The 13507-nt window shown below is 29.2% G+C and carries 15 protein-coding genes; 11 read left to right on the top strand and 4 right to left on the bottom strand.

Annotated elements, in window-relative coordinates:
• The first annotated feature begins 18 nt into the window (after positions 1-18).
• The 6 genes from pyrH (at position 19) to ALEK_RS04740 (ending at position 7246) form a co-directional block, all read left to right on the top strand.
• The gene (gene pyrH / locus ALEK_RS04765; RefSeq protein ID WP_071627317.1) at positions 19-726 is read left to right on the top strand and encodes a UMP kinase; all 708 of its coding nucleotides are present in this window, start codon (positions 19-21) and stop codon (positions 724-726) included.
• 22 nt (positions 727-748) lie between these two features.
• Positions 749-964, top strand: coding sequence for a DNA-directed RNA polymerase subunit omega (locus ALEK_RS04760; RefSeq protein ID WP_071627318.1), 216 nt, complete (start codon positions 749-751; stop codon positions 962-964).
• 39 nt (positions 965-1003) lie between these two features.
• Positions 1004-3148 carry a RelA/SpoT family protein gene (locus ALEK_RS04755; protein ID WP_071627319.1) on the top strand — a complete coding sequence of 715 codons (2145 nt, stop codon included), beginning with the start codon at positions 1004-1006 and terminating at the stop codon, positions 3146-3148.
• Positions 3149-3169: 21 nt separating this feature from the next.
• On the top strand, positions 3170-4378 hold the full coding sequence (tyrS, locus tag ALEK_RS04750; protein WP_071627320.1) for a tyrosine--tRNA ligase: 1209 nt from the start codon (positions 3170-3172) through the stop codon (positions 4376-4378).
• Positions 4379-4388: 10 nt separating this feature from the next.
• Positions 4389-5471, top strand: coding sequence for a nitronate monooxygenase (locus tag ALEK_RS04745; RefSeq protein WP_071627321.1), 1083 nt, complete (start codon positions 4389-4391; stop codon positions 5469-5471).
• Between the two features lie 101 nt (positions 5472-5572).
• A complete protein-coding gene (locus ALEK_RS04740; RefSeq protein ID WP_083574671.1) occupies positions 5573-7246 on the top strand; it encodes an N-acetylmuramoyl-L-alanine amidase family protein in 1674 nt (557 codons plus the stop codon).
• On the opposite strand, the gene ALEK_RS04735 is transcribed toward ALEK_RS04740, so the two are convergent.
• Genes ALEK_RS04735 through ALEK_RS04720 form a run of 4 tightly spaced genes read right to left on the bottom strand, consistent with a single transcriptional unit; the run spans position 7209 to position 9835 of the window.
• A complete protein-coding gene (locus tag ALEK_RS04735; protein WP_071627322.1) occupies positions 7209-7655 on the bottom strand; it encodes an NUDIX domain-containing protein in 447 nt (148 codons plus the stop codon). The genes ALEK_RS04740 and ALEK_RS04735 overlap by 38 nt on opposite strands.
• Positions 7656-7666: 11 nt before the next feature.
• On the bottom strand, positions 7667-8734 hold the full coding sequence (locus ALEK_RS04730) for an LptF/LptG family permease (RefSeq protein ID WP_071627323.1): 1068 nt from the start codon (positions 8732-8734) through the stop codon (positions 7667-7669).
• Between the two features lies 1 nt (position 8735).
• Positions 8736-9290: an aminoacyl-tRNA hydrolase gene (pth, locus tag ALEK_RS04725; protein WP_071627324.1), complete on the bottom strand. Its 555-nt coding sequence runs from the start codon at positions 9288-9290 to the stop codon at positions 8736-8738.
• Between the two features lie 8 nt (positions 9291-9298).
• Entirely contained in the window at positions 9299-9835 is a 537-nt protein-coding gene (locus ALEK_RS04720; protein WP_071627325.1) for a 50S ribosomal protein L25/general stress protein Ctc, read from the bottom strand.
• A gap of 155 nt (positions 9836-9990) precedes the next feature.
• Between ALEK_RS04720 and folD the strand changes: the two genes are divergently transcribed.
• Genes folD through ALEK_RS04695 form a run of 5 tightly spaced genes read left to right on the top strand, consistent with a single transcriptional unit; the run spans position 9991 to position 13486 of the window.
• Positions 9991-10851 carry a bifunctional methylenetetrahydrofolate dehydrogenase/methenyltetrahydrofolate cyclohydrolase FolD gene (gene folD / locus ALEK_RS04715; RefSeq protein WP_071627326.1) on the top strand — a complete coding sequence of 287 codons (861 nt, stop codon included), beginning with the start codon at positions 9991-9993 and terminating at the stop codon, positions 10849-10851.
• Positions 10852-10853: 2 nt separating this feature from the next.
• A complete protein-coding gene (gene lepB / locus ALEK_RS04710; RefSeq protein ID WP_071627327.1) occupies positions 10854-11639 on the top strand; it encodes a signal peptidase I in 786 nt (261 codons plus the stop codon).
• A gap of 1 nt (position 11640) precedes the next feature.
• Positions 11641-12096 (top strand): ribose 5-phosphate isomerase B, encoded by a 456-nt coding sequence (rpiB, locus tag ALEK_RS04705; protein WP_071627328.1) that lies wholly within the window; start codon positions 11641-11643, stop codon positions 12094-12096.
• 29 nt (positions 12097-12125) lie between these two features.
• A complete protein-coding gene (locus ALEK_RS04700) occupies positions 12126-12263 on the top strand; it encodes a hypothetical protein (RefSeq protein WP_164072449.1) in 138 nt (45 codons plus the stop codon).
• Positions 12260-13486, top strand: a complete 1227-nt coding sequence (locus tag ALEK_RS04695) for an HD domain-containing protein (protein WP_071627329.1) — start codon at positions 12260-12262, stop codon at positions 13484-13486. The genes ALEK_RS04700 and ALEK_RS04695 overlap by 4 nt, the downstream gene beginning before the upstream one ends.
• The last annotated feature ends 21 nt before the right edge of the window (positions 13487-13507 follow it).

Raw genomic sequence — 13507 nt, 5'->3', positions numbered from 1 at the left:
ATTGTAAAGGAATTATTGATGAATAAAAGAGTACTTGTAAAATTTTCTGGTGAAGCATTAGCAGGTGAAGAAGGTTATGGTATTGATACACAAATTTTGGATTATATTGCCGAAGAGATTAAAGAGCTAGTCGACAATAATATTGAAGTTGGTATCGTAATTGGTGGAGGTAACATTATTAGAGGTGTTACAGCTGCAGCTGATGGCATTATTAAAAGAACAAGTGGTGACTACATGGGAATGTTAGGAACTGTTATCAATGGAATTGCAATGCAAGAAGCATTAGAGCATAAAGGCTTAAGTGCAAGATTACAAACTGCTATTAAAATGGAACAAATTGCTGAACCGTTTATTGTAAGAAAAGCAATGAGACATTTAGAAAAAAATAGAGTTGTAATTTTTAGTGCAGGTACAGGTAACCCATACTTTACTACAGATACAGCAGCAACTTTAAGAGCTACAGAAATTGGAGCTACTATGCTTATTAAAGCAACTAAGGTTGATGGTATTTATAATAAAGATCCAATGAAGTTTGAAGATGCTGTGAAATTAGAAACAATTTCATACGATCAAGCATTAGAAGATCATATCAAAGTTATGGATGATACTGCTATTGCATTAGCAAAAGACAACAAACTTCCTATAGTTGTTGCAAATATGAATGAAAAAGGAAATTTACTAAAAATCATTACTGGTGATTATAGTAAATGTTCTATTGTAAAATAAAAAATTTATCGAAGGATTTTTAATGAGATTAGAAGAAAGAATGTCAAAAGCGTTAAAGCAAGTAAATAATGATAGATATATTTTAGCTATTGCTGTTGGACAAAGAGCGGATGAATTAAGTAAAGGTGCTAAACCTTTATTAGAGCAAAACACTCAGAACATGAAATATACAGACATTGCAATTGATGAAATTGCAGGTGGATTACTTAAAATCGAAGGTCTTGTAGATAAAGAATAGTTATAAAAGCGTAAGCTTTTATAACTAAAGTTGGGGAAAATGGATCCATTTATACACAAAATTCAAAATATCAATACTGTTGAGGAAGCTCTAGAAGAACTTCGTAATCAAACTACTATAACTCCTAAATTACAAGACTTAATAAGCTTTATTATTGAAGCCCACGAAGGACAATATAGAAAAAGCGGTGAACCTTATTGCGTGCATCCAATTCTTGTTGCTTGTATTACTGCACACTTTTCACAAGATGAACCTATTATTGCAACTGCCCTGCTTCATGATGTTGTGGAAGATACTAATTTTTCACTAGATTACATTGAACAAAGATGGGGAAATGATATTGCTCATATGGTTGACGGTCTTACTAAGATTGTAGAAATTAGAGAAAATGAGTTTATACCATCATCAAGCAATAACGACTCAAAACTAATATCTTCAGCTTTAACATTTAGAAAAATGTTAATTGCATCAATTGATGATGTTAGAGTTTTAGTTGTTAAATTATGTGACAGACTACATAATATGCTTACACTGTCAGCATTACCTGCTAATAAACAAAAAAGAATTGCAGAAGAGACTTTAGTTGTTTATGTACCAATTGCAAATAGACTTGGTATTTCTACACTTAAAAATACTCTTGAAGATTTAGCATTTTTTTATATTTATCCAAATGAATATAAAAAAATTGATACCTTCTTAAAAGAACAGCAACATGCAATTCAATTAACATTTAATAATTTTATATCAACAACAAAATCGCTTCTTGAAAAAAATGGTTTTGATTTGGAAAAAATTAAAATTTATAGCAGAATAAAACATCACTATTCTATTTATTTAAAACTACAAAGAAAGGGAATTTCTATTGATGAAGTTCTTGATTTATTTGCAATTAGAATATTAGTTGAAGATGACATTGATTGTTATAAAGTGTTAGGGTTTATTCATTTAGAGTATAAACCTTTAATCTCTAGATTTAAAGATTATGTTGCTACACCTAAGGAAAATGGTTACCAAACGATACATACAACTGTTTTCTGTAATTCTAAAATTTATGAGATTCAAATCAGATCTTTTGAGATGAATAAGGTAGCAGAATTTGGTATTGCAGCCCACTGGAAATACAAATCTGGGGCAAAACAAACAACTAATTTAAACTGGTTAAAATCTCTAGAATTTTCTAATGAAAATGTAGAAGAATTCTATCAAGAAACAAAAGATGATTTACACGGCGAAGATATAGTTGTTTATTCTCCAAAAGGTGAAACTTTTAGTTTACCTCTTGGTTCAACTGCTTACGATTTTGCCTATGCAGTACATACTGATATTGGTAAAAAAGCAACAACGTGTTACATCAATAAAATCAAGAAACCTCTATTAACAGAGCTTAAAAGTACCGATATTGTATCAGTTGAGACAAGTGAAGAAGAAATAGCTAGATGTTCTTGGTACGATATGGTTAAAACTTCTCGTGCAAAAAAACAAATAAGACTTTTATGTGCTCATAGACAAAAAGAAATTGATGTAATGTATGGAAAAAATATTATTGATACAATCTTTTCAAGATATCATAATGAAATTTCAAAAAAACATGAAATAGATACACCATATAAAATACCTCAAATTCTTGACTATTTTAAACATGTAAAACAAACTATTGAGAAAAAAATAGTAAGAGATAGAGGAATAATGACTAGATTTAAAATCTTAACTAGTAAAGTTAAAGAATTTAAATTTGACAACATTCTAATATATTCTAATTTTAGTATAAATTCTGTATCATTTGACCACTGTTGTCACCCAAAATTTGGAGATGATATTGTAGCATTTAGAAATGGAAACGAAGCGATTATTCACCATAAAATGTGTGATAAAGCTTATGATAAAATTAGAACAAAACATCAAATGCTATTTTGTAAATGGACAAAGGACACATTGTACCAATACAAGATGGTTGTTAGCTTACCAAATACAAAAGGTGAATTAGCAAGATTATTAACATATATGTCACAATATGCAGGTTATATTTTATCTGTAGATTATGGTAGACAAAAACATTCATATCGACAATATTGTGATATAGAATTTGAAATAAATAAATCAAATATAGATGAAGTTAGAAAATTAGTAGAAAAAAAAGTAAAAGTTATAGAATTCTTTTCAAAAAAAGATGCATATAAAAATTAGGTAAAAGGATAGATGAAGTTAATGGAAAAGAAAGTTCAAGAAGCATTAAATGAAATACAAAGAGGAACATCAGAAATAATTGATATCGAAGCAATTGAGAAATTAATTACTAGATATTATGAAACAGGTGAAAACTTCTATGTAAAAGCTGGATTTGATCCAACTGCACCTGATTTACACTTAGGACATACAGTACTAATTCAAAAATTAGCAACATTCCAAAGATTTGGAGGAATTGTTCAATTTTTAATTGGAGATTTCACAGCAACTATTGGTGACCCAACAGGTAAAAGTGAAACTAGAAAAGTTTTAAGTGAACAAGATGTTTTAGATAATGCTCAATCTTATAAAGAACAAGTATTCAAAATCTTAGATCCTGCAAAAACTGAAGTTATGTTTAACTCTAAGTGGTTAAAAGAACTAGGTACTGGTGGATTAATTGCATTGGCATCAAACTTAACAGTAGCTAGAATGTTAGAAAGAGATGATTTCTCAAAAAGATATTCTACAAATACACCAATAGCAGTAAGTGAGTTTACATATCCATTACTTCAAGGTTATGATTCAGTTGCAATGAAAACTGATATAGAATTAGGTGGAACAGATCAGAAGTTTAACTTACTTATGGGAAGAACACTACAAAAAGCATATAACTGTGGAAAACAACAAGCAGTATTAATGATGCCTATTTTAGAAGGTTTAGATGGTATTCAAAAAATGTCTAAATCATTAGGTAATTATATTGGTGTTACAGATGAAGCATTTGATATGTTTGGAAAAGTATTATCGGTTTCAGATGAATTAATGTGGAGATACTACGAATTATTATCTACAAAATCATTAAATGAAATTGAAGAATTAAAAGCTGGTGTTGAGAATAAAACTCTACATCCTAAAGATGTAAAAGATTCATTAGCAATTGAAATTGTTGATAGATTCCACGGTGAGGGAAAAGGTGAAGAATCAAAAGCTGAATTCAAAAAAGTATTTGCAAAAAAAGATGTTCCAACAGAAATGGATGAATATACTTTTGAAGCAGGAACTTGGATTGGTGCAGCATTAGTTGATTCAAAACTTGTAAATTCTACATCACAAGCAAGAAGAGACATAAAAGCAGGTGCTGTTAAACTTAATCAAGAAAAAGTAACAGATGATAAGCTAAATTTAGAGCAAGGCGAGTATATTTTACAAAAAGGTAAAAAGAATTTCGCTAAGATATTAATAAAATAAAGGGCTAATTTTGAGAATAGGTAAATATGAGATTAAACACCCAATCATCCAAGGTGGAATGGGTGTTGGAATAAGTTGGGATCAATTAGCTGGAAACGTAAGTAAAGAAGGTGCATTAGGTGTAATTTCATCAGTTGGTACTGGTTACTACAGAAACATGAGTGAAAATGTTCAAGTAGTAATGAGAAAAGATAAACCAAAAGATGCAATGAACTTTTATTCAAGAGAATCATTTTTTGAAATTGTAGCAAATGCAAGAAAAATTTGTGGAGATGCTCCATTAGCTTGTAATATTTTATATGCATGTAATGATTATGGAAGAATGGTAAAAGATGCTTGTGAAGCTGGTATTAATATTATTATCACGGGAGCTGGACTTCCTACAAATATGCCAGAATTTACACAAGACTTTCCAGATGTAGCATTAGTTCCAATCGTTTCAAGTGCAAGAGCATTAAAACTAATTTGTAAAAAATGGAAAAAATATAATAGAGTTCCAGATGCAATTATCGTTGAAGGTCCATTAAGTGGTGGTCATCAAGGTTTCAAATATGAAGATTGTTTCAAAGAAGAATTCCAATTAGAAAATATAGTTGAACCTGTAATTGAAGAAGCAAAAAACTGGGGAGAAGATATTCCTATTATTGCTGCTGGTGGAGTATGGGACAAAAAAGATATTGAAAAGTTCCAAGCTAAAGGTTGTACTGGGGTACAAATGGCAACTAGATTTATTGGTACTTACGAGTGTGATGCTCACGCAAACTTAAAAAATGTATTATTAAATGCAAAAGAAGATGATATTAAATTAGGAAAATCTCCTGTTGGATTACCAGCAAGATCTGTTAGAACTAATTTACAATTCTCTATGGAAAATAATACAGCACCAAAAGTACAGTGTATTTCAAACTGTGTAGCTCCTTGTAATAGAGGTGTTGAAGCTAAAGCTGTTGGTTATTGTATTGCTGATAGACTTGGTGCTGCATATAACGGTGATGAAGATACAGGTCTGTTCTTCACAGGTGCAAATGGTTATAAAATTGATAAGATTATTTCAGTTAAAGAATTAATTGAAAAACTTACTCAAGGAGAATAAAAATTTTTAAAAAATTTTTTATTCTTATTTCCTTATCATTCATTTTCTCTTTTTCTGCATTAGCACAAGAGAATTTGAAAGATGAGTATCATTCTTCACGAATGAATTATCTTAAAGCAGTACTAAAAAAAGATCATGAAACAAAAATCAAAGAACTTAAAAAACTAATAGTTCTAGGTGAAAAACTAAACAAAAACACAACTCCAGATAAAAAGAAATTAGAAATTTTAATAGAGAGGCAAAATAAAACTCTAGGTAAAAAAATTGCTCCTATAAAAATTGAACAAAATACTCTTGTAAAAAAAACTGACAATAAAAAAACTAATTACAAGTTTAATGCAATTCAATCAATTTATACTTTTGAAAATACTATAGTAATAAATTATACACATAATATTTCCAAAGATATAGTTCGTTTCTTTGAATTAAAACAAAAACCACAACACAAAGATGTATATGATTTAAAAGGTGCTTATTCACATGTAAGAGGTACTAAATTAAAAATCAAAGGTGTAGAAAAAATTGTTGTAGGACAATTTAAATCAGATACATTAAGAGTAGTAATAGCAAATAAGAAAAATCTTAAAACATCATTCTCGGTAAATAACAAACAAGTTGTAATTTCTATTGATGATTTAAAAAAAACTACTAAAAAAACAAAAATAATAAGTAAAACAAAAAATGAATCTGTTTTTGTTAAAAAAAGCGATACTTTTAAAAATATTTATATTGATAGAAAAAACTCAATCAAAACAGTGTTTACAAAAAACAACACTATTGTTGTTCAATTTAATAAAAACTTTTCAAATAGAGATTTAAAATACACTGCATATAAATCAAATAATAGATATCAAGACATTTTTGATATAAAAGGTAAGTTCAAATACGCTAAACCAATAAAGTTAAAAATAGATGGTTTAGAGAAAATTTCTATTGGTCAAAAGAATAACTCAACTCTTAGAATTAGAGTAAGTGATAAAAAAGACTATAGAGTTATTTATACTTTGAAAAAAAGAGAATTGGTAATCAAAATTCTTAATTTAAAAAATACAAATCAAACAAGCATTACGCCTGCTCTGCCTTATGCAAACTTCACAAGTAAAACTATAGTTATAGATGCAGGACATGGGGCAAAAGATGTAGGAGCAGTAGGACCTAATAAAAGATATGAAAAAGTTGTTACTTTAAAAGTAGCAAAATATCTATATAGTATTTTAAAACAAAGAGGTCATAAAGTTTTTCTTACAAGACATAAAGATAGATTTATTAAAGTTAATAATAGAACTATTTTAGCTAATAAAAAGAATGCTGATATATTTATTTCTGTCCATGCAAACTCAGTTCCTAAAAGTAAAGCTCATAGAATTCAAGGAATTGAAACATTTTTCTTAAGCCCAGCAAGAAGTGAAAGAGCTAAAAGAGTTGCAGCAAAAGAGAATAGAACTGATATTAGAAAAATGAGTAATTCAACTAAAAAAGTATTTTTAGAATCACTAAATAGACCTAGAATTACAGCCTCTCATAAACTTGCTATTGATACACAAGCTGGAATGCTACAATCAGTTAAAAAGAGCTTTAGAGGAGTAAAAGACTCAGGAGTAAGAGAAGGACCATTTTGGGTCCTTGTAGGTGCTCAAATGCCTTCTATTCTAATAGAGTTAGGATATATTTCACATCCAACTGAGAGTAAAAGGCTTTATAGTACTAAATACCAGAAATTATTAGCAAATGGAATTGCTAATGGTGTAGATTCTTACTTTTCAAAAAATCCTTAATCTCTTTTATTAAAGTTACTTGCTTCTTCTTAATAGGAGGCAAGTCATCTAAAGAGAAATATTTCACTTTAGAGTTTTCCCATGATAAATGATTGCTTTTCAATTTATACTCAGTAAACATTTCATCTAAGTTTTCAAGATTAGCAGAATTCACTAACCAAATACCAATATCTTTTTCTAAATTAATTTGTTCAAAGTAGTCTTCAAATAAAGCTATTTCAACATCTATTGAACTCTCTTCAAAAAACTCTCTTTTAGCACATTCAAAAGCTGTTTCGTCTTTAATTCTAAGACCTTTTAAACAACCCCAGTTTTCCCTACTCATTACAGATTTACATAATAAAATCTTTATATCATTTTTCTCAACTAAATAAGGAACTACACCATATGCTTTGATATGTGACTTCATAAATCTACCTTTTAAGAGTTCATTTTTTTTCTATAAAATAGCAATGCACCAAGTACCCATAATACCATTGGTAATAGGATTGAAAATTCTGGAATAATTACTCCACCACTAGTAAATTTAAATAATATAAAGAAGATTCCCCATACTATTAATGTACCAAAGATTGAAAAAGAAGTAAATTTACCAATATTAAAAAACCTACTATTTAATGATGAATAGGCAAATACCAATAAAAGTACTGGTATTACAAAAAATGGTACGAAAACTTGGTTATATAAAATTCCTCTGATTTTATCAGTATTAATACCTTGATTTGATAAAAGTATTAATGCTGATGTTGCATCTATTATAGAGAAGTTTGATTTCGATTCGTAAACATTGTCTAGAATCTTCGGTTTAAAGCCCTCTAAGGTATGTAAAAACTTTTCATATCTAATATCTAATTTAGAGTTTTCAAAGTCTAATTCTTGTGGTTTATTTATTATTTTTGCATCTACAACATACCATTTATCTTTTTGGAAGTATGCATTTCTAGCAATAATAGTTTGAATAATATCATCACCTTTAATTTTATAAATGTGGATATTTTCAGCCTTTTTTTCCAAAGGCAATAGTTTTTCAAAATATACATAATTATCATTATATTTTAAAAAAATATCTGTTTTTGTATTAATAAAATACTCGCCATTTGCAATTTTTCTTTTTTGTTCATAAGAATAAGCCAATGGTGTAGCTTGCAGTGCAATTAATAGTGTAATTAGGAATAATGAAATCTTTACAACAGGTGCATATATCTTATTACTAGTACTTCCAACAGCATGGAAAGCAACAAGTTCATTATTACGAGTAAATATTACTAAAGTAATTATCCATCCAAATACAATAGATAAAGGTAGAGCCAATGTTAGTGTAAAAAATGAATTATATAATAAATATAATAGTTGTAGATTGGCAGAATCTGGAAGTTTTTTGAAATTTTGTAGAAAATCAATTCCAACAAAAAATAACTCCAACGATACAAGAACAATGATAAAATTTAGTAGGTATTTTCTTAATATGTATTTAGTTAATATGCTCATTTTATTTCAATGTAAATTTTGATTTTACTTCGACTATATCTGCACCCTTTTTTAGTGCATCTATGGCTTTAATAGTATGAGTTATTATATCTTGTAGTTTATTTAATTCTTCTTTTGAAAAGTTGCTTAATACATAATTTGCAACATCACCTTTTTCTTGTGGTTTACCAATTCCAATTCTAACTCTAATATACTCTTTACCAATATGAGCATCTAAAGATCTAAGTCCATTATGACCACCATGACCACCACCAATTTTGAACTTTACAGTTCCAAAAGGTAAATCTAAATCATCATGTATAACAATAATATCTTCTAAGTCTATTTTATAATATTCTTTAATTGCATGACCTGCAATACCAGAATTATTCATATAAGTAGTTGGTTTTGAAAAAAGGTTATAACCTGATTTTAAAAGTGTAGATTGAAAGTTTGATTTGTTTATATTTGCAGTAGTAAGATTTTTAGTAATCTCATCGATTACTAAAAACCCTACATTGTGTCGTGTTAATTGGTATTTATCACCAATATTTCCAAGACCAATTATTAAATGCATTAATCTAATTACTTAGCTTTAATGATACCAACAACTGGAACTCTTGGATCTAAGAAACACTTAACGTCAGCTGGGAAATCTAAATCTCTAATTAAGATATTATCACCAGTATCTAACTCAGTAACGTCTAATGTGAAGCTTTGAGGTAAGTTCTCGAAAGCACATTTAACTGGAACTCTGTTAGTGTGAACCATTAGAAGACCTTTATTTTTGATCCCTTTAGCAAGACCTGTAGTATTAACAGGAACTTTATAAGATGCAATAACACCAGCTTGAACAACCATTAAATCAACATGTAATAAATCTGAAGTTAATGGACATTTTTGATATTCTTGAACTACAACTTTGTAAGTGTTACCTGCAACGCTAACTTCAAAAGCAATCTCTTCTTTAACTCTTAAGAATTTAATGAATTCATTTTTTTTGAATGCAGCAGAAACATTTTCTAAACCTTTTCCGTAGATGTTCGCAATTAAGAAACCATCTCTTCTTAAAGTTTTTGTAGCTTGTTTTGTCATACTATCTCTTACGATACCCTCTAACATAACTATCCTTTTATATTTTAATTTGAGGCGAGATTATATAGAAACTTTGCTAAAACTTTCTTTAAGATTTATTCTAATATTGAATTTAACTATTTGTAAATGAATTTTAGATAATATATCTCATTAAAATAAAACATACATAAGGTTCAAACCCCATGACAATAATTGATGGTAAAGCGTTATCGGCAAAAATCAAAGAAGAAGTAAAAGTTGAAGTTGCTCAGTTTAAAGAGCAGGTAGGTGTAACACCTGGTCTAGCAGTTATTTTAGTTGGTGATGATGCTGCAAGTGCAACATATGTAAATAGCAAACATAAATCTTGTGAAGCAGCAGGAATTTATTCAGAAGTAGTAACAAAAGATTCTTCAATTACTCAAGAAGAGTTATTAGCTCTAATTGAAGACATGAATAATAATCCAAAATTAGATGGTATTTTAGTTCAATTGCCATTACCAAAACATATTGATACAACAATTGTATTAGAAGCAATTAATCCTTTAAAAGATGTTGATGGTTTCCACCCATACAATGTAGGGAAAATGGTTTCAAATCTAGATGCATTTTTACCAGCAACACCATTTGGTGTAATGAGAATGTTCGAAGAATATAATATTGAGTTATCAGGAAAAAATGCAGTCGTTATTGGTTCATCTGATATTGTTGGTAAACCAATGGCATCACTTTTAACTAATGCAAAAGCTACAGTTACAGTATGTAATTCAAGAACTAAAGACTTATCAGCTCATACAAAAGCTGCTGATATTGTTGTAATTGCGGTAGGTGTTCCTCATTTACTTAAAGCTGATATGTTAAAAGAAGGTGCAATTGTTATTGATGTTGGTATTAATAGATTAGATACTGGAAAATTAACTGGTGATGCTGACTTTGAAGATTGTAAAGAAAAATGTTCTTACATTACTCCAGTTCCAGGTGGAGTTGGACCTATGACTATTGGAATGCTTCTTAAAAATACTCTTAAAGCTGCTAAGTTAAGAGATAAAAGAGAAAGTAAATAAATATGTTAAGAAAACTATATAACTGGTCCTCTTCTTGGACTGGTACGATTGTAATTGTTCTTACAATTATTTTCTTCGTAGCACAGGCTTTTGTAATTCCTAGTGGTTCTATGAAAAATACTCTTTTAATTGGAGATATGCTTTTTGTTAAAAAATTCTCTTATGGTATTCCAACACCAAGAATTCCATGGATTGAATTAAAAGTATTACCTGATTTTAATGATAATGGTCACTTAATTGAAGGTGATAGACCAAAAAGAGGTGACATCGTTGTATTTAGATATCCTAAAAACGATGCTATTCATTATGTAAAAAGAGCCGTAGCAACAGGTGGAGACTTAGTTGCTTTACAAAATAAAAATCTTTTATTACATCCAAAAGAAGGTAATGACTTTATCAAAGCAAATTATGCAAAAGAAGACATTATCAAAGTTGGAGATAGATTATGGGTTGTAAATCCATACAAAAGAGAACATCCCGGTATTCACAATGATCCAACTGTTGTAAATAATGGATTAAATCCTAGTGAATTATTTAATATGTTACCAATTAAAATTCCTGAAGATGAAACATTTATGATGGGTGATAATAGAGATCATTCAAATGATTCAAGATTCTGGGGAACTGTTCCTTATAAATTTATTGTAGGAACTCCATGGGTAGTATATTTCTCTTGGGATGAAAATAAAGAAATTAGATGGGACAGAGTTTTAAAAACTGTTGATTCTATAGAAAAAGAAATGGACGAAAAGTCACAAAAAATTGAACACAAAGAAGGAATTTATTAATATGAAATATTTTATTGGTGCAGATCACGCTGGTATTGATATCAAAGCTTATGTAAAAGAGCTATTTGAAGCAAGAGGTCACGAAGTAGTAGACTTAGGACCAAATACAAAAGATAGAGTTGATTATCCAGATTACGCAGCAAAAGTATGTGAAAGTGTATTAGCTGAAGAAGGAAGCAAAGGTATTTTAATTTGTGGTTCTGGTATTGGTATGTCTATGGCTGCAAATAAATTTGATGGAATTAGAGCAGCATTATGTCACAATGAATATTCTGCAAAAATGGCTAGAGAACACAACGATGCTAATGTAATTTGTATGGGTGAAAGAGTTTCAGGATTTGGAATGGTTGAAGCTATTATTGATTCATGGAATAACGCATCTTTTGAAGGTGGAAGACATGAAGGTAGAGTTGAGAAAATCAATGCACTTTCAAAAATGGGATCGTGTAGAGCATAACAATCAAATAATCACATAAAGGATTTATTATGAGAGAACCTTGGCAAGTATATCTAATGATGACTGTCGTGGTAGCTTTGATGCTACTTGGGAAAAAGATGATGTTTTTTGATGGAAAAAATAAAGATGACACAAAAGATAAAAATGACCCAAAGGATGAAACATGATAAATCCAAGGATTATAGATTACATATTCTCTTCTGCATCAATCCAGCGATGGAATGATTATCCTAGGATGGTTGAACTTGTAGAGCTTGATAAACAAGCTCACAAGTTTATAATCGCTTACTTTATTGCTAAGTTAGAAAAAGATGTAAACTACACCCACTTAATTGAAGCAGGTATATTTGAATTCTTACGGCGAATAGTTGTAACAGATATTAGACCAGATGTCTTCAGAAAAGCTCTACAAAAAAAATCTAAAGAGATAAACACTTGGGTTATCTCAAAACTCTCCCCCTCACTTAAAGATATTAACAATGGTAAATTTTTACAAAGATTTGAAGAATACCTAAGTAACCCAGATATGTATAAAAAAGAGCGGTTTATTCTAAAAGCAGCTTCTTATTTAGCAACTAAATGGGAATTTTCTATTGTATATCAAACAAGTCAATTTTTAAGTGATATAGAAGATGTAAAAAAATCTGTTGAAGAAGAAATAGAAGATTATTATGAATTAATAGCAGTTAGAAAAATAGCACTTAATAAAAAACTCGCAAAGGTTATAGATTTAAGTGGAAGACTTAGATTTCAAAAACGTTGGGCACAAACTCCTAGAGTTCCAGAAACTTCTGTATTAGGTCATATGCTTACTGTTGCCGTTTTTAGCTACTTTTATTCTATTGATATAAATGCAGGGGAAAAACGACTTCAAAACAACTTTTTTACAGCCCTATTCCATGATTTACCTGAAGCCCTTACTCGAGATATTATTTCACCTGTAAAATATTCAGTAGATGAACTATCAGATATTATTGCTGAGTATGAAATAATAAAAATTGAAGATGATATTTTACCAAATGTACCAGAATCTTTGCATGATGAATTCTCATATATATTAGGTTTATATGATGGTTCAAAAGATGAATTTTTAAATAAAATATATGAAGATAAAATTAAAGTAGTAGATGATATCTCAAAATACAATGATGATAAATACAATGCAATTGATGGAGAAGCGTTAAAACAATGTGATAAATTATCAGCATTTGTGGAAGCTAGTTTATCTATTTCCCATGGTATAAAATCTAAAGAGTTAATAAATGGTAAAAAACAGATTTTAAAAAGTCTAAAAGAAGTACAAGGAATAAACTTCAAAGAGATAGCAAAACAAATAGATCATGAGTTTGGAACAACAGGACAAACCCAAATAAGAATGGATTTTGATTAAGTAGAGAAGTTATCTTCCCTA

It is taken from the genome of Poseidonibacter lekithochrous (assembly GCF_013283835.1).
In the GTDB taxonomy this organism is placed as follows: domain Bacteria; phylum Campylobacterota; class Campylobacteria; order Campylobacterales; family Arcobacteraceae; genus Poseidonibacter; species Poseidonibacter lekithochrous.
This window is presented reverse-complemented; position numbering and strand designations above follow the sequence as displayed.